This is a genomic window from Pedobacter sp. (genome assembly GCF_031119335.1).
GTDB lineage: Bacteria > Bacteroidota > Bacteroidia > Sphingobacteriales > Sphingobacteriaceae > Pedobacter.
In genome coordinates this window covers 94,954-112,517 of sequence record NZ_JAVHXT010000006.1, presented here as the reverse complement: position 1 = coordinate 112,517, position 17,564 = coordinate 94,954, and the positions used below count along the sequence as shown (strand labels likewise).

Annotated in this window: 15 protein-coding genes; 9 read left to right on the top strand and 6 right to left on the bottom strand. The window is 39.0% G+C overall.

All coding sequences use genetic code 11. From position 1 onward, the window contains the following. Positions 1–8 precede the first annotated feature (8 nt). The 6 genes from ftsA (at position 9) to REI64_RS08595 (ending at position 5,766) form a co-directional block, all read left to right on the top strand. The gene (gene ftsA / locus REI64_RS08620; RefSeq protein ID WP_308849707.1) at positions 9–1,361 is read left to right on the top strand and encodes a cell division protein FtsA; all 1,353 of its coding nucleotides are present in this window, start codon (positions 9–11) and stop codon (positions 1,359–1,361) included. Between the two features lie 132 nt (positions 1,362–1,493). Then, complete coding sequence (gene ftsZ / locus REI64_RS08615; protein ID WP_308849706.1) at positions 1,494–3,179, top strand: cell division protein FtsZ; 1,686 nt, start codon at positions 1,494–1,496, stop codon at positions 3,177–3,179. A gap of 205 nt (positions 3,180–3,384) precedes the next feature. Further along, positions 3,385–3,570 (top strand): hypothetical protein, encoded by a 186-nt coding sequence (locus REI64_RS08610; RefSeq protein WP_308849705.1) that lies wholly within the window; start codon positions 3,385–3,387, stop codon positions 3,568–3,570. A 73-nt stretch (positions 3,571–3,643) separates the two neighbouring features. Then, positions 3,644–3,943, top strand: a complete 300-nt coding sequence (locus tag REI64_RS08605) for a GIY-YIG nuclease family protein (RefSeq protein WP_308849704.1) — start codon at positions 3,644–3,646, stop codon at positions 3,941–3,943. 189 nt (positions 3,944–4,132) lie between these two features. Beyond that, the gene (locus REI64_RS08600; RefSeq protein WP_308849703.1) at positions 4,133–5,377 is read left to right on the top strand and encodes an aminotransferase class I/II-fold pyridoxal phosphate-dependent enzyme; all 1,245 of its coding nucleotides are present in this window, start codon (positions 4,133–4,135) and stop codon (positions 5,375–5,377) included. A gap of 212 nt (positions 5,378–5,589) precedes the next feature. Further along, positions 5,590–5,766 (top strand): histone H1, encoded by a 177-nt coding sequence (locus tag REI64_RS08595; RefSeq protein WP_097132956.1) that lies wholly within the window; start codon positions 5,590–5,592, stop codon positions 5,764–5,766. A 55-nt stretch (positions 5,767–5,821) separates the two neighbouring features. Here REI64_RS08595 and REI64_RS08590 read toward each other — a convergent pair whose 3' ends face one another. The 4 genes from REI64_RS08590 to ligA all read right to left on the bottom strand — a co-directional run bounded on the left by REI64_RS08590 (position 5,822) and on the right by ligA (position 9,747). Further along, positions 5,822–6,103, bottom strand: a complete 282-nt coding sequence (locus REI64_RS08590; RefSeq protein ID WP_308849702.1) for a hypothetical protein — start codon at positions 6,101–6,103, stop codon at positions 5,822–5,824. Positions 6,104–6,344: 241 nt separating this feature from the next. After that, the gene (dapA, locus tag REI64_RS08585) at positions 6,345–7,223 is read right to left on the bottom strand and encodes a 4-hydroxy-tetrahydrodipicolinate synthase (RefSeq protein WP_308849701.1); all 879 of its coding nucleotides are present in this window, start codon (positions 7,221–7,223) and stop codon (positions 6,345–6,347) included. 74 nt (positions 7,224–7,297) lie between these two features. Next, positions 7,298–7,678 (bottom strand): GxxExxY protein, encoded by a 381-nt coding sequence (locus tag REI64_RS08580; protein WP_308849700.1) that lies wholly within the window; start codon positions 7,676–7,678, stop codon positions 7,298–7,300. 53 nt (positions 7,679–7,731) lie between these two features. Further along, the gene (gene ligA, locus REI64_RS08575) at positions 7,732–9,747 is read right to left on the bottom strand and encodes an NAD-dependent DNA ligase LigA (RefSeq protein ID WP_308849699.1); all 2,016 of its coding nucleotides are present in this window, start codon (positions 9,745–9,747) and stop codon (positions 7,732–7,734) included. Between the two features lie 525 nt (positions 9,748–10,272). Between ligA and REI64_RS08570 the strand changes: the two genes are divergently transcribed. Continuing rightward, positions 10,273–13,188 (top strand): DNA gyrase/topoisomerase IV subunit A, encoded by a 2,916-nt coding sequence (locus REI64_RS08570; RefSeq protein ID WP_308849698.1) that lies wholly within the window; start codon positions 10,273–10,275, stop codon positions 13,186–13,188. A 102-nt stretch (positions 13,189–13,290) separates the two neighbouring features. Here the strand turns inward: REI64_RS08570 and REI64_RS08565 are convergent, their stop codons facing one another. Further along, a complete protein-coding gene (locus REI64_RS08565) occupies positions 13,291–14,223 on the bottom strand; it encodes a tetratricopeptide repeat protein (protein WP_308849697.1) in 933 nt (310 codons plus the stop codon). A gap of 354 nt (positions 14,224–14,577) precedes the next feature. Here REI64_RS08565 and pnuC point away from each other — a divergent pair, with 354 nt between their 5' ends. Together pnuC and REI64_RS08555 are read left to right on the top strand one after the other, a co-directional pair. After that, positions 14,578–15,219 carry a nicotinamide riboside transporter PnuC gene (gene pnuC / locus REI64_RS08560; protein ID WP_308849696.1) on the top strand — a complete coding sequence of 214 codons (642 nt, stop codon included), beginning with the start codon at positions 14,578–14,580 and terminating at the stop codon, positions 15,217–15,219. Positions 15,220–15,310: 91 nt separating this feature from the next. Then, positions 15,311–16,387, top strand: a complete 1,077-nt coding sequence (locus tag REI64_RS08555; RefSeq protein WP_308849695.1) for an acyl-CoA dehydrogenase — start codon at positions 15,311–15,313, stop codon at positions 16,385–16,387. A 114-nt stretch (positions 16,388–16,501) separates the two neighbouring features. On the opposite strand, the gene REI64_RS08550 is transcribed toward REI64_RS08555, so the two are convergent. Then, positions 16,502–17,551 (bottom strand): hypothetical protein, encoded by a 1,050-nt coding sequence (locus REI64_RS08550; protein ID WP_308849694.1) that lies wholly within the window; start codon positions 17,549–17,551, stop codon positions 16,502–16,504. Positions 17,552–17,564: the final 13 nt, after the last annotated feature.

The following is a 17,564-nucleotide window of genomic DNA, read 5'->3' as shown; positions in this document are numbered from 1 at the left end:
TAATGGTTATGGGCAAAGAAAAAACTACCATTCAATCTCCAATCGTAGTCGGATTAGACATCGGTACTACCAAGATCTGCGTAATTGTGGGACGCAGAACCAATCATGGTAAAATTGAAGTTTTAGGGATCGGCAAAGCTGAGTCTGCAGGTGTAACTCGTGGCGTGGTTTCGAACATCCAAAAAACGGTTCAAGGCATTAATGCGGCTGTTGAAGTTGCAAGCGCACAATCAAACGTAGAGATACGAGTGGTTAATGTGGGTATTGCAGGTCAGCACATCAAGAGTTTGCAGCACAGAGGTATTTTAACTCGTAGAGAGTTGAATAATGAAATCAGCAAAAAAGATATCGACAAGTTAATTGACGATATGTTCAAGTTGGTAATGCCTCCGGGAGAAGAGATTATTCATGTTTTGCCACAAGAATTTACCATAGATAACGAGCCGGGTATCAAAGATCCGGTTGGTATGGCAGGAGTGCGTTTGGAAGCTAACTTCCACATCATTTCTGGTCAAGTAACTGCGGTTAAAAATATCATGCGTTGTGTAACCAATGCAGGTTTACAAACACAGGAACTAATTTTAGAGCCGTTGGCTTCTTCTGAATCGGTGTTGAGCGACGAAGAAAAAGAAGCAGGTGTTTGCCTAGTTGATATTGGTGGTGGTACAACCGATGTAGCCATTTTCCACGAAGGTATCATTCGCCACACAGCGGTTATTCCATTTGGTGGTAATAGTGTAACCGAAGATATTAGAGAAGGATGTTCGGTAATGCGTAACCAAGCCGAATTGTTGAAGACTCGCTTTGGTTCTGCCCTTGCAGAAGAAAACAAAGAAAACGAGATTATCTGCGTTCCAGGATTACGTGGTCGCGAACCAAAGGAAATTTCTGTGAAAAACCTTGCCTACATCATCCAGGCCCGTATGGAAGAAATTGTAGAGCATGTTTATTATGAAATTAAATCATCAGGATACGAAAAACGCCTAATTGGTGGTGTGGTAATTACCGGTGGTGGTGCTTTATTGAAACACCTTAACCAAATGGTAGAGTACGTAACTGGTTTAGATTGCCGTGTTGGATATCCGAACGAGCACTTATCTAAGTACGAAGATATGGCTAAAAATATCTACGAAGATTTGAAGAGCCCAATGTATGCAACCTCAGTTGGTTTGCTAATTAAAGGTATCCAAAAAGCGGAAGAGATGTTGGAAGAAATGAAACAGCCTGGTGTATTTGTAGAGAAGCCAAAAGAAGTTAAAGAGAAAACGAAACGTGTGGGTTTGTTCGATAAATTGTTAGGAAAAGCGACGGAATTTATCAAAGATGATATGAACGTTAGCGACGAAGATTATATCAAATAGTAATATTTTTCCACAATTCAGGAATTTTCCACATTCTTAACACTTGTGGAAAACGAATGTTAAAAAAGTGTTAATATTACAAAAGGAATGAACAGCCCAAATTAGAATTTTAAACTACTGATTCATAACAATATGAAGTTCGAAATGTTAAAAGATAAATCTTCAATTATCAAAGTTATTGGTGTTGGAGGTGGTGGAGGTAATGCGGTAAACCACATGTACCGTCAAGGAATTACTGGTGTAGACTTTATAATTTGTAATACTGATGCACAAGCTTTAGAGTTTAGCCCAATTCCTAACAAAGTACAGTTGGGAGCAAGCTTAACCGAAGGGATGGGTGCTGGTTCTATTCCAGAGGTTGGAAAAAATTCTGCTATAGAAAATATAGAGGATATCAAAACCATGTTAGGCCCACAAACCAAAATGTTGTTTATTACAGCAGGTATGGGTGGTGGTACTGGTACTGGTGCCAGTCCAATTATTGCAAAAGCAGCTAGAGAGCTAGATATATTAACCGTAGCAATCATCACTACGCCGTTTTCTTTTGAAGGAAAAAGACGTAAAATGCAAGCTGATGACGGTTTAGAAGAGTTAAAGAAATACGTAGATTCTTACTTGGTGATTTCTAATGATAGACTACGTGAGATCTTCGGGAATTTAACTTTAGGTTCTGCATTTGCACAAGCAGATGATATTTTAACCACAGCTGCTAAAGGTATTGCAGAAATCATCACTGTTCCAGGTTATATCAACGTCGATTTTAAAGATGTGAAAACCGTAATGAATGAAAGTGGTGTTTGTATCATGGGTAGCTATGCTGCCGATGGCGATAACCGTGCATTAGCAGCAGTAGAAGGTGCATTGGCATCTCCATTATTGAAAGATAACGAGATTGAAGGTGCAAGGTATATCCTTTTAAACATCAGTTCCGGTGTTAAAGAGGTAACTATGGATGAGGTTTCGATCATTACAGATTATATCCAAGATAAAGCTGGTTTAAGTGCCGACCTAATTTGGGGTAACTGTATCGATGAGAACTTGGGTGATAAAATATCGGTAACGATTATTGCTACTGGTTTCCAAACTACAGAGCAAAGAGAGAAAGACAAACAGAACGTTAAAAAAATCTCTTTGTTAACGCCTGAGGAAGCTCCTTTGGTAAAACCTGTTGAGCCTGTTAACTCGTTCATTACGCCAAAAGAAGCTCCGGTAAGTAATGAGCCGGTATTGAAAGTACAAGCAGAGGAAGCAAAACAGCCAGACTTATTTGGTGATTTGTTTAATATTGCTAAGCCAGTTCCAGTTGCTGCTGCTCCAGCGCCAGCTCCAGAGGATAATGGTATGGTTTTCCATAAATTAGTAGAAGAGGAGCTTCCAGAAGAAGAGCCAACTCAAATTGAGGAGCCAGCATTTCAGTTCGAAGTAAAGGTAGCGGAAACTGAATTTGTTTTTGAAACGCCAATTGCTTCTGTAGAAGAAGATGTAGTAGAGGAAACGCCTGTAATGACAATGCCTACACCAGAGCCAATTCAGGAGTTCAGTGCAGATCAAGATAAAACAGACGAATCAATTGAAGAGCAGTTAAGGAAATCAAAAGAGCGAATCTTAAGATTAAAAGATCTGAGCATGAAGTTGAGAACCACTAATGGTTTACAAGAATTGGAGAATGTGCCTGCATATCAACGTAAACAAATGCAGTTGCAGCAAATCCAACATTCATCAGAGTCGCAAGTATCTAGGTTTACCTTAACTAACGATGAAGATGGAGAAACAGGAATTAGACCTAACAACTCATTCTTGCACGACAATGTGGACTAATGAGTTAACTTAAATAAGTTAAAGCCTTGGCAATTGATGTTGCTGAGGCTTTTTCATTTTGCGCTAGTAAGTTAGCCCGTCATTTCGACTGTAGCGCAGCGAAACGGAGAAATCTTTGATGTTAAATTTAAAGATCTCTCCACTACGGTCGAGATGACGGCAGAATGTACATTAACACGCTTAGTTAAGGGGGGACTTTGAAGGTATGCTCAAAAATCTGGCTATCGTCATTTCGACTGTAGCGCAGCGAAATGGAGAATTGAAAATCAACGAAGTTAAATCTTTGGATATCAAAATTAATGATCTCTCCAATACGATTGAGATGGACGAAAAAAACTTATTACTTAGACCAAAAAGTAAGATAACCTTTGCGGCTGTGGCGAGAAGTTAGACTGCCGTTATTTCGACTCGAGCGCAGCGAAATGGAGAAATCTTTGAATTAACGAAAGAAATAAATATAAAAAATGCAGAAAGGCGGATACATTTATGTAATGTCTAATTACCAAAGAAGTGTCTTGTATATCGGCGTTACATCTGATTTAAGAAAACGACTATATGAGCATCAGAATAAAGTACATCCCAACTCTTTTACAGCTAAGTATAACTTAAGCATCTGTGTTTATTACGAAGCATTCTTCACTATCGAAGAGGCAATAGCGAGAGAAAAACAGTTAAAGAGATGGAGTAGAAAAAAGAAAGAGCACTTGGTCGGCAACTTAAATAAAGAGTGGATGGATTTAACTACTGAAATATCGGAGTGGTGAACTTTGCTGTAGTATATGACTTACTCTTGAATAGATGATTAAAAGATCTCTCCGTTTTCGCTGCGCTCCAGTCGAGATGACGGACAGTGCTCATAGCTTAATGATTTAAGTTGCCAAATCGCGATTTTAACCGTAAATTTGCGCTCGTTAATAACTATACAATAACATCTTACACATAAATATAACACATTGGATATTTTTGATAAAGTAGCGAAACGCATGGGGCCAATTGGTCAACACCAAAAATGGTCGCATGGGTATTTTTCTTTTCCAAAATTAGAGGGAGAGATTGCGCCTCACATGCAGTTTAGAGGCAAAGAGCATTTGGTATGGAGCTTAAACAACTATTTAGGTTTAGCTAACCATCCAGAAGTTAGAAAAGCAGACGAGCAAGGTGCTGCAGAATTTGGGATGGCATATCCAATGGGAGCCCGTATGATGTCGGGTAACTCGAAATATCACGAGCAATTAGAGCAAGATTTAGCAGCCTTTGTAGGTAAGGAAGATTCATTTCTTTTAAACTTCGGTTACCAAGGGATGGTTTCTATTATTGATGCTTTGCTAGACAGAAACGATGTAGTAGTTTACGATGGTGAGTCGCACGCTTGTATTTTAGATGGTTTGCGTTTGCACATGGGAAAACGTTTTGTGTACAAGCACAACAATGTAGAAGATGCCCGTAAACAATTGCAAAGAGCTACTAAGCTGGTTGAGCAAACTGGCGGTGGTATCTTGTTAATTACTGAAGGCGTATTTGGTATGTCTGGTGCGCAAGGTAAGTTAAAAGAACTGATCGAACTTAAGAAAGAGTTCAATTTCCGTTTGCTAATTGATGATGCGCATGGCTTTGGTACAATGGGGCCAACAGGTGCGGGTACACATGAAGCGCAAGACAGCATTGAAGGCGTTGACGTTTACTTCGCTACTTTCGCTAAATCAATGGCGGGTATTGGTGCATTTGTAGCTTCATCAAAAACTTTAACTGATTATTTTAGGTATAACATGCGTTCGCAGACTTTTGCTAAAGCATTGCCTATGCCAATGGTAATTGGATTAATTAAGCGTTTAGAGCTGCTTAAAAACAATCCAGAGTTAAGAGAAAAATTATGGAACATTGCTACCAATTTACAGAATGGTTTGAAAGAACGTGGGTTCGATATCGGTGTAACCGATACAGTAGTAACTCCAGTTTTCTTAAAAGGCGAACTTTCTGAAGCAACTGCATTAACACATGATTTAAGAGAGAACTACGGTATCTTCTGTTCTATTGTAGTGTATCCAGTTATTCCAAAGGGGATGATTGAGTTGAGGTTAATTCCAACCGCAGTACACACAATTGAGGATGTAAACCGTACGCTAGATGCCTTTAGTGAGGTTGCAGACAAATTGAAAAGTGGCTATTATCAACAGCATTTGTTTCCGAGAGGAGAATAAAATAGCTGATTAAGAGCCTCGATTTTATCGGGGCTTTTTTGTTAGTTTTTGATTTACAGTGCTTTGCTGTGAATAAATGTATGATTTGTGGAAAAAAAACGCAAAAAACCGTACTTTTTCTTCTGCGAGGTATTTTTTTATTAAAATAAACCTCTTACTTTAGTAATAGAGTATTAATCAAAACCTTAAAAACTAATAGGAGTATTTAAAAAATGAAAAAATTTGCTGAAGTAAAAGCACTAGTAGCAGCTTTAGAAGCTGATGTGGACAAGTTCTATTCTAAATCTAACAGCGCAGCTGGAACACGTGTACGTAAAGGTATGCAAGATTTAAAAAATCTAGCTCAGAGCATTCGCTTAGAAGTGCAAGAAACTAAAAACAAGGCTTAATTGAAACGCTTGTGAACGAAAAAGCACCTCTGACCAAGGTGCTTTTTTATTTTGCTTAAATCCGCATGAATTTGTGGTCATCTGGATAAGAACCCTCTTCAAATTTTGTTAGTTTCTGTTTTTCAAAAACAAAAAACTTATACGAGTTTGTTATCTGATTAAATGTTCGGTAGATGACAGTGTCATTGTTCTTTTCTCCGTAAACCTGCACTGCCCCTCTGTTGAAGCGCTTAAACTCTTGCTCTTCCATACCTAAGGTAAACTTCGGTTCGTAATACTGCATTACGTTACAGCTCATTGTGCCTAGCACAAGTAGCAATAGTACTAATTTTTTCATCTGGGTGTTTTAAGTGTGTGTAATAAATATAAGCAATTAATATGTCTGCAGTTTACATTAACATGGCTTTGCTTGTAACACTTTTAATATAGGAAGTCTGCTCGTCATTGCGAGGTACGAAGCAATCTTAAAGCTCAAAGTATAACAGATTGCTTCGTGCCTCGCAATGACGGTATCGCATAAAAAAAAAGGCCCGATAGAAATTCCTATCGGGCCTTTTTATATATTTAGTGGCGTTAACTTACGCCAACTGTTTCAATTGTGCTGCAATAGCTGCGTTTAAGCTTGTGCTTGCTTTAACTAACGGTAAACGCACACCATCATCGCAAATACCTAATTGTTTTAAAGCAGATTTAACACCTACTGGGTTGCCTTCTGCGAAGCACAAACGAGTAAATTCTAGCAAGCTTAAGTGTGCAGGCGTAGCTTTTGCAAATTCTCCGTTTAAGCATAACCTAATCATATCCGAGAATTGTCTTGGCACCGCATTTCCGATTACAGAAATTACACCAACAGCACCAATAGACATCATTGGTAGTGCCACAGGGTCATCACCAGAGATTAGCATGAAATCTGCTGGTTTATCTCTCATGATTTGGTTAAACTGGTCAAAAGAACCAGCGGCATCTTTGATACCAATTAGGTTTTTGAAATCATGAGCTAACCTACAAGTAGTTTCTGGTGTCATGTTAATACCAGTTCTGCCAGGTACGTTGTAAAGCAAAATTGGTAATTGACTAGTTTCGCTTAGATATTTGTAGTGTTGGTAAACGCCTTCTTGGTTAGGTTTGTTGTAGTAAGGACTAACGGAAAGAATAGCATCGTAGCCAGTGCTTTCGAAAGTTCTAATTTCTTCGGCAACGCTTAAAGTATCATTGCCACCAATACCAGCCATTAAAGGCAAACGACCATTGTTAATTTCAGCGGTAAATTTCCACACCTTCTTCTTCTCGTCCTTGCTTAATGTAGCGGTTTCGCCAGTTGTCCCTAAAGATACGAGGTACTCAATACCTCCATTAACCAAGTGATTAATCAGGCGCTCTAAGCCCTGATAATCTACCGAGCCATCGGTGTTGAAAGGTGTGACCAATGCTACACCTGTTCCGTGAAATTTGTTCATTTTTATTTATTGTTATTTAACCACCAAGTCACAAAGGACACAAAGGTGTTTTCATTAATTTGCTTTACTTGTAATTATAAATTGCCGTTTATAATCCTTTTTATTCCATCTTTTACTCTTACAACATTGAAGTTGATTAGTAAACCTAGCTTATAGTCACTTAGCTTTAAGTAGGTTAATGTTTGAGCCAAATGAACGTTGTTAAGTTCATTTACTGATTTTACTTCAATAATAACTTTGTCTTCGACTAAGATATCAATTCTGTAACCGCATTCAAGTTGAACACCTCTGTAATTTAAAGGCAAATTCACTTGCGAAGAAACTTTTAATCCAAAATCTATTAGTTCAAAAACTAAACAAGCTTCATATGCAGATTCCAATAAACCAGGTCCGAGCTGTACGTGTACATTGTAAGCAGCTTGAACAATAATTTTAGCTATTTCATCTTCAGTCATACGGTAGATATGCTGTAAGTTGTATTATAATTTTTCTTGGTGTTCTTCGTGTCTTAGTGGTTAATCAAAAGTTCTAACTCGTCCTCGCTAATTAATTTGATATTCAGTTTGGTGGCTTTTTCTAATTTCGATGGTCCCATATTATCTCCTGCAACTAAAAAGTCGAGTTTTGCTGAGATACCGCTTAAGATTTTGCCTCCGTTTTCTTCTATCAAATTCTTCAATTCATCTCTGCTATATTTTTCGAAAACGCCCGAAATTACAAATGTTTTTCCATTTAATTTATCACTTTGAGGCTTATTTGCTGTTTCTTTTACTTCAAAGCATAAACCTGCATCTTTCAATTCGTTTATTTGCGAAATGTTGCTGCTTTGTGCAAAATATTCATGGATGCTATCTGCAATGCGGATACCAATTTCATCAATGGCTGTTAATTCTTCTAAAGATGCTGTTGCCAAATTGTCGATATTTTTTACGCCTTTTGCTAATTTCTTCGCAACGGTTTCGCCAACATATCTGATACCCAATCCGAAAAGTACTTTTTCAAAAGGCATTTCCTTAGATTTTTCGATACCAGCTAACATGTTATCAATAGACTTCTGACCGAAACGTTCGATAGCTTTCAGTTCATCTGCCTTCTCATGAAGCTTATACAAATCGCTGATGTGACGAACCAAACCACGTTTGTAAAAAGTCTCGATGGTTTCATCGCCTAAGCCATCAATGTTCATTGCCTTGCGACCAATAAAATGTTGTATTTTACCCACTATTTGCGGGCCGCAACCTTCATCATTAGTACAGTAATAAGCAGCTTCGCCTTCTTTACGAATTAATGGCGTGCCGCATTCTGGGCAATTTTCAATAAAGTGGATAGCCTTAGTATCGGGTTTTCTTAGCTCTAAATTTACTTTGATAATTTTAGGAATGATTTCGCCGCCTTTTTCTACCCAAACTGTATCGCCTTCGTGCAAATCTAAACGTGTAATTTCATCTGCATTGTGCAACGTTGCTCTTTTTACCGTTGTGCCCGCTAAAACTACTGGCTTTAAATTGGCTACAGGTGTAACTGCACCCGTGCGTCCAACTTGGTAGGTAACCTTTTCTAAAACCGTTTGTACTTCGGCTGCTTTGTATTTGTAAGAAATAGCCCAGCGGGGAGATTTAGCTGTAAAGCCTAGTTCTTGCTGTTGGGCGTAGCTATTCACTTTAATTACAATCCCATCAATATCGTAACTCAATTTGAAACGTTCAGCATCCCAATAGTGAATGAATTCTAAAACTTCCTCAATATTTCCAGCTAGTTTAGTGTGCTCACAAACATGAAAGCCCCAACTTTTAACGGCTTCAAGGCTTTCCCAATGCGTTTTGAAAAACTGCTTGTCAGTATATAAACCGTATAAAAAGCAATCTAACGGACGTTTTTTCACTTCCTTAGAGTCTTGCATTTTAACCGTTCCGGCGGCAAAGTTTCTTGGGTTGGCATAAGTTACTTCGCCCAACTCTTCACGTTCTCTGTTCAATCGCTCAAAAGCTGCTCGGTGCATAAAAACTTCGCCTCGTATTTCAAAAGTTTCAGGTACATCGGTACCTTTTACTTTATGCGGAATAGAATGAATGGTTTTAATGTTTGCCGTTACATCATCGCCTTGCGTACCATCGCCACGAGTTACTGCACGGGTAATTACACCATTTTCGTAAGTAATGCTCATCGATAATCCGTCAAATTTCAACTCGCAAACGTATTCGAAATTATTGCCGATGGCTTTGCGTACACGTTCGTCAAAATCTCTAAGGTCTTGCTCATTGTAAGTATTGCCCAACGATAACATTGGCCACTTATGCCTTACGGTGTTAAAAGTTTTGGTAATATCGCCACCCACTTTTTGTGTAGGAGAATTGGGGTCGGCAAACTCTGGGTGTTCCTTTTCCAATTTGGCGAGTTCTTCCAATTTCTTGTCAAACTCGTAATCGCCGATGGTTGGCATGGCCAAAACATAATAATTGTAGGTATGCTGGTTCAGTTCGGCAACCAAGGCATCCATTTGTTCTTTTATCGCAAACATAGACATAAGGCGAAGATAAGGACTTGCGAGTAGTTTTAGTAAATTGTTTGATTGTTTAATTGATGAATTGTTGGATGCAAATCAGTATAATTTTTTGTTTTAGAAAAGCAAGGTTAGTGGCCACGATAATTGGATAGCCCCGTTATTCGCTTTACTTCGGGCAAACATAGGTTTGCCCTACGTGTTCGCTACTACCGGGTTTAAAATGCAGGTGTTGTGCACAGGTTTAAGTTTTCTAAACCCGATAGGAGTGGAAATGCTTTTTGGAGCGTCATTTCGAACGCAGAGAGAAATCTGTACATAGTAGCATCTAACTTTGAGATTTCTCTCTGCGTTCGAAATGACGGCAATAGAATTCAAAAAGATTGAAACGAATAGCGGGACTTTCGGAAACGAAGAACTACTGTCTCTGCTTTTCTAATTCGTCAGCTTGTTGTAAACCAAAAACTTAACGTTAATTGTTAAAAACTTCTGTCGTAAAAATGGGCTTCAAGTCTTATATTTACGCATCCCAAAAACTTTTTTTAGCGCATGAGTGAAGAACTGGACGATTTAAACGAAACCAATTTGCCCGAAGAGGAACGTGTTGAAGAACACAAGCATACCGTTATTCCAATTAATGGTTTGTACGAAAATTGGTTTCTAGACTATGCTTCTTACGTAATTTTAGATAGGGCTGTACCGCACATTAACGATGGTTTTAAACCCGTACAGCGCCGTATTATGCACTCGCTAAAGGAGATGGACGATGGACGTTTTAACAAAGCGGCCAATGTGATTGGGAACACGATGAAGTACCACCCGCATGGGGATGCCTCTATTGGGGATGCGATGGTGCAGATTGGCCAAAAAGATTTGCTGATTGACTGTCAGGGGAACTGGGGCGACCCTATTACCGGCGACAGTGCCGCTGCACCACGTTACATTGAAGCTCGGTTGTCGAAATTTGCGAACGATGTAGTTTTTAACGCAGATACAACCATTTGGCAGTTAAGTTACGATGGCCGTAACAACGAACCTTTGACTTTGCCGGTGAAGTTTCCTTTGCTGTTGGCGCAGGGAGCAGAAGGTATTGCGGTAGGTTTGGCAACCAAGATTATGCCCCACAATTTTAACGAACTAATAGATGCTTCGATAGAGATTTTGAGGGGAAATAGGTCTAACATTTTGCCCGACTTTTTTACGGGTGGTATGGCCGATTTTTCGAACTACAACGAAGGTCAGCGTGGTGGTAAAATTAGGGTGCGTGCAAAGATTACGGAGCGTGATAAAAAGACCTTGGTGATTACCGAAATTCCGTACAGCACAACTACAGGCTCTTTGATTGATAGCGTTTTATCTGCAAATGATAAGGGCAAAATCAAAATTAAGAAGATTGAGGATAACACGGCTGCAAACGTAGAAATTGTGGTGCATTTGGCGCCAGGTATTTCTCCAGATGTAACGATAGATGCGCTTTATGCCTTTACCAATTGCGAGGTTTCCATTTCGCCAAATACTTGCGTAATTAAGGACGATAAACCTCATTTCTTAAGTGTAAATGATATTCTTGAGCAGAACACGAAGTTTACCAAATCTCTGTTAAAGCAAGAGTTGGAAATTCGTTTGCATGAATTGCAGGAGCGTGTTTTCTTTAGTTCTTTGTTGAAGATTTTCATCCAGGAAGGGATGTACAAAAATCCGGAATACGAAAATTCTGGAGATTTTGATACGGTAGTGCAGGTTTTACATCGTTTGTTCGAACCGTTTAAGGCTTCGTTATATCGTGAAATTCAGCCCGAAGATTTCAAAAAACTTATCGATAAGCCAATGAGTAGCATCACTCGTTTTGATGTGAAAAAGGCGGATGAGATGATGAAGACTTTGGAAGATGAAATGAAAACCGTGAGAGGGCATTTGCGCCACTTAACGGATTATACCATTGCTTGGTTCGAGAAAATTAAAGCAAAATATGGTAAGGGACGCGAGCGTAAAACGGAGATTAGGTTATTCGATAGGGTAGAGGCGGCTAAAGTTGCGTTGGCAAATGTAAAACTGTACATGAACCCAGAGGATGGTTTCATTGGTACAGGTCTTAAAAAAGACAAATTAATTGGAGACTGCTCAGATATAGATGAGATTATTGTTTTCCGTGAGGATGGTAGGTTTATTGTAACCAAAGTGGCGGATAAAACTTTTGTGGGCAAGAACATTATTCATGCGCAGGTTTTCAAAAAAGGCGATGAGCGTACCGTTTACAACATGATTTATAAAGATGGTGGCAGCGGTATCAGTTACATCAAGCGTTTCTCGGTGTTGGGCGTAACCCGCGATAAGGAGTACGATTTAACAAAAGGCACTAAGGGTTCTAAGTCCTTATATTTTTCTGCTAACCCAAATGGAGAGGCAGAAGTAGTTTCGGTGCAGTTGAAACCTCACTCTAAGCTGAAAAAGCTGGCTATTGATATCGATTTCGCTAATATTGCCATCAAAGGACGTAGCTCTATGGGGAACATTGTGGTGAAGTTTCCTATCAAAAAAGTGGTGCTAAAAACGAAGGGCGTTTCTACTTTAGCGGGTATCAAAATTTGGTACGATGATATCTTGAAACGCTTAAACGTGGATGGAAGAGGTAAATATTTGGGCGAGTTTGATGGCGACGATAAAATATTACAGGTTTACGGCAACGGTACCTATGAACTGAGCACTTTCGAGCTGAGCAATCACTTTGATCCGGGCATTGTTTTAATGCAGAAGTACAACCCAGAGCATGTTTATGGTGTGGTGCATTACGATGGCAAAGCGAAGAATTATTTCGTAAAACGATTTGTGTTCGAGGTACAGCCAATTGGTAAAGTGGTGAGCTTTATCAGTGAAGAGAATGGCTCGAAAATGGTTTTCATTACCGGAAAGCAAGATGCCAAGCTAACCGTTGATGTTGAAAAAGGCAAGACCAAAACTCCAGAAACTTTAGAGCTTGAATTAGCGAGTTTAATTGATGTGAAGGGATGGAAAGCTAACGGAAATAGGTTGACACCACATGTTGTTAAGCAAGTTGCATTAGTTGATGCTGAGCTTGAAATCGGTTTAACTGAACTAGAAGAGGCACATTTTGAAGTTACAGAGGTGCATACAGACCCATCGACAGGTGGCGAAGAAGACACGAATGGCGATGTAGAAACTGTGGAGGAAATTCACGTTGCTGAGGTAACGCCAGAGCCAAATGAAGAAAGTCCGACTTTTGACGCTGCTGCTAAGCCAGAGGAACCGAAGAAAGCAAAACCTAGTTTTAAATCTGCTGCTAAACCTTTGGTGATAGAAGAACCGAAACAGGAGGAAGTGAAAACAGAAACTGCAGACAGCGAAAAACCTGCAGAACCAGTTGTTCAGAAAAAGAAAATATCATTCGAGATTACCAATCCTGGAGATATTAAGATAGATGATAAGGGGCAGGGTTCTTTATTTTAATATTTTAAATAAAAAGCCTTGTTAACGTCAAGTAGTAAGGCTTTAAATTATATTTTTTTGATATCAAATATCAAGACGGCTGTTACATAACGGAACTTTAGCTTAATTGTTACTGGTGCGATTTTTTAATAAGTCTATATATTTTTTTGCATTTGTATTTCCATTTGCGTCTGCTTTTTGGAACCATTTAAGTGCTTCTGTATTATTTTTTTCTACACCTTGTCCGCGTAAATACATTAATCCTATACTAAGTAATGCTTCGATGTTACCTTTATCAGCTCCCTTTTTGAACCATTTAAGAGCTTCGGTATAGTTTTTTTCTACACCTTGACCCGTTAGATAAAATACCCCAATATTATTCATAGCCTTATAATCTCCCTTTTCTGTTGCTTTTGTATACCACTTTAAGGCCTCAGTATAGTTTTGTTTTTGATCATATAATAATCCAATGTTAAGCATTGAGCGTTCTTCCCCCATTTCTGCCGCCTTTTTATACCAATTGATAGCTTCGTTATAGTTCTGCTCAACACCTTCTCCATTGGCATACATCAAGCCTATGCTATACATTGAGTTTGCATTATTTTGCTCGGCAGATTTTCTGAACCATTTCATAGCTTCGGTATGATTTTGCTTTACGCCATTTCCATTGGTGTATATTAAGCCTAGGTTGTGCATTGCGTTTGTACTGCCTTTTTCTGCTGCCTTTGTGTACCACTTAATGGCCTCGGTAAAGTTTTTAGCTATACCTAATCCATCATGATACATTACTCCAAGATTTACCATAGCCCCGATATTATCTTTTTCTGCCGCCTTCTTGTACCAGTTCACAGCTTCAGTATAGTCTTGCACAACACCTATTCCATTGCCATACATTACGCCTATATTATATATTGCATCTACGTATCCTTTCTCAGCTGCTTTTTTAAACCAATTGATAGCTTCAGTATAATTTTTTGCACTATATGCAGTTACACCCTTAGTCATTTCGGTCATACCATTGGTGTCTGCCTTTTGTGCTTTTAATGATATTGTCATGGAAAATATGAGACAAAAGGTAGTAAATACTCTCATGTTTTTAATTTTATGAATTTCTATGTAAGATAAGGATTTGTTTTATATTTGCCCAACTCAAAGGGGTGCTTGTTTAATACCCAATATTTAACAGGCTGAGATTATACCCATTCTAAGGTAGAAGATTAGAAGGAGGGAAGGCAGAAGGTAAAACACTATCAACTTCTGACACTTTAACCTTCCAACCCTCTGCCTTAGATACACCTGATGCGGATAATACCGACGTAGGGATTAAATTTAGAGGTTTAAGCCAATTACTGTTTCGCCCTGAAAGCAGTTTTCATTTATTTTTTATCGCCTTTGGGCAAAATATTGAGAATGGAAATTCAGGAATATCTACGTCTGTTTGTAGAGCAGGCTCGTGCAATTAGTTACTTAGAGTGGTTTGCTGTGGCTTTTGGTGTTGCCGAAGTTTTATTGGCTAAGCGTAATAATATCTTACTTTATCCAGCAGGTATTATTGGAATTTTGCTTGGATTATATCTAAAACTCAACGTAAAGTTATATGCAGAGAGTTTATTGAGTATGTACTACTTGGTCATGAGCGTTTACGGTTGGATTATTTGGAGCAAACGCAAAGCAAGGAAAGAAGTGGTACAAGTAAGTTGGACAACCAGAAAAGAACTACAGATAGCCTTAGCCATTTCGATTGTTGGTTATTTTGTATTGTACTATGCTTTAGTCAACTTCACCAATTCTGATGTACCGATTTTAGATGCTTTTGTATCTTCTGTAGCTTGGGCGGGCATGTGGTTGTTAGCCCGTCGTAAAATAGAAAACTGGATTTTCCTTAATATATCAAACATTGTTGCCATACCTCTGCTTTGGCATAAAGATTTGGTTTTATTCTCATTACTTACATTGTTCTTTTTCATCGTGGCCATTTTCGGTTATTTCGATTGGAAGAAAATTTATAAGAAGCAGTTACAGTTAGCAGCCTACACCCCCCTAGCCCCCTAAAGGGGGGTGCTATTCAATGTGGCTATGCAAAGTCCCCTTTAGGGGATTTAGGGGTTAACTTTACAGTCTTAATACTCATATCTAAACAAATATGGAACAACTTACAGAAACTTGGCAGCAAGCCATTTTAAAACTAGCGCCTCAATCTGAAGCTTTAGGAGAATTACATCCAGGCGTTTTAGAAATAGCTTACAGGGAAGAGTGGTTTAAATTGTACGTGCCAGTTGCCTACGGTGGACCAGGAAAAAAGCTGCCTGAGATTTTAAGGCTGGAAGAAGATTTGGCTTATATAGATGGTAGTACCGCTTGGACGGTTACCCTTTGCAGCGGTGCAGGTTGGTTTGCCGGCTTTTTGGATGAAGAGTTGGCAAAGGAAGTTTTTGCCGACAGAAAAGTTTGTTTCGCAGGTAGCGGTGCTGTTGGAGGTACGGCTCAAAAGACAGCAAATGGTTACTGTGTCAACGGACATTGGAAATACGCCAGTGGTGCCTTGCATGCCACTATCTTTACCGCAAATTGCACCCTACAAGATGAAAATGGGATTGATATTTTAGATGAAGAAGGAAAGCCAGTTATCAAGTCTTTCATCTTAAAAAGAGATGAAGTAGAGATACAATCGGGTTGGTCTTATTTTGGTTTGGTAGCCACGGGAAGTCATGCTTTTGACGTTCATGATGTAGAAGTTCCAGCTAACCGTTCTTTTAAAATTAACGAACCTAAGGTTGCTGATGAAGGTTTTGACTATCCATTTTTACAACTAGCAGAAACTACTTTGGCGGTGAATAGCTTAGGGATGGCTAAACGCTTTTTAGATTTAGTGAACGATAGTTTTTTCAATCGTTCTGGTTTCAAAAGGTATTTGCCGGAACAAGTTTCTTTTTTTGAGGATGAATTAATGAAATGTAAACATACCTTGACCACCATTCGCGAACATTTTTATGAAGCTTTTGATAATTCATGGTATCAGTTAATTCATCAAAAATCTATTGATGAAACTCTATTGAAAGAGGTGAGTAGGTTGAGCAGAGAATTAGCACATCAGTCTAGGCGGGTTGTAGATACTTTATACCCATACGCAGGTCTAGAAGCCGCAAAAAAAGAAACCGAGATCAATAGAGTTTGGAGGGATCTGCATACGGCGAGCCAGCATGCATTGTTAACTTTTTAAACCCCTAAATCCCCTAAAGGGGACTAATTACGAAGTCCCCTTTAGGGGATTTAGGGGTAAAGAAAAAGGGTGTCAGAAAGACTTCCGACACCCTAATTCCAACAAGCCTCCGGCTTATTGATATTGTATGTAAATTGGTCGCGGTTTTAGTTTCAGCAACTCTTCTGGTGTCATTAACCTGTGAGGTGCCTTTTTCAAATCGTTTTTGTAGAAAATTTTAAAGCCTGTAAACTGTACAGGTTCTCCGTAAATAAAGTGGCGGTAAGTGCCAAATTTCAGGTCAGGTTCGCCCCAGCCATCCATGTGCATTACTACCTGTACTTCTGGACGTAATTTAATGCTTTGTGAATTAGTTACCATTTTTTTCGTGAAACGGTGAACAACAAATACTTTCGGAGGCAAATTGTATTTTTTAACTAAATTAGCCAAGTAACCAGAAACATAGTTGATTTCGCTAGCATCGTAAGTTCCAATTTTTCTGCCCGGTAATACACCGCCTTTCATCGAAAACTCGGGGTCTATACCTAAATGAACATTCGGTAATTTTAAGTATTCTTCCAATAATGGTAATTCAACCTGTATAGTACTTAACGCCACTTGAATATCCAAAAATACGATCATGTTTTTGCGCATTTTAGCAATGTTCAATACCGAGTCGATATGCTTAAATGGCATACGGTTTCTATATTTTCCATCTTTACCAGGATCTCCAGCGGCAACTACTGCAATATAATGTAAAGCGGGTTGTACGGGAGTAGAAGGATCAGCTTTGTTCCATTTAGCAACTTCTTTATCTAACATACTTAACATGGTTTTTGGCTCGTACTCGCCCAAAGCACCCATTTTTTTAGAGTAAAGATTACCGTAATAACAAACAATGCGCTTAAATGGCAATATAGCTCCGTCCAAAGGAATAGGATGGTTTTTTACTGGCCATTTACCAGTAGTATCGCCATTGGCATTGGTTTTTACAAGCTCATTATATTTGGCACTATCCACAGGGATGATAGTTGCAACTTCCTCTTCTTTGGCTGTAGCGGTAGTGTCAGCCCCTTTTGCACCGTCTTTGCCTTTTTTATCCTTTGCATCAGAGGTACATTGAGTAAATGTACAGATGGTAGCCCCAGCTACCAAGATCATGCTTGCGATCTTAGTGAATTTCATCCTATTTATTGGT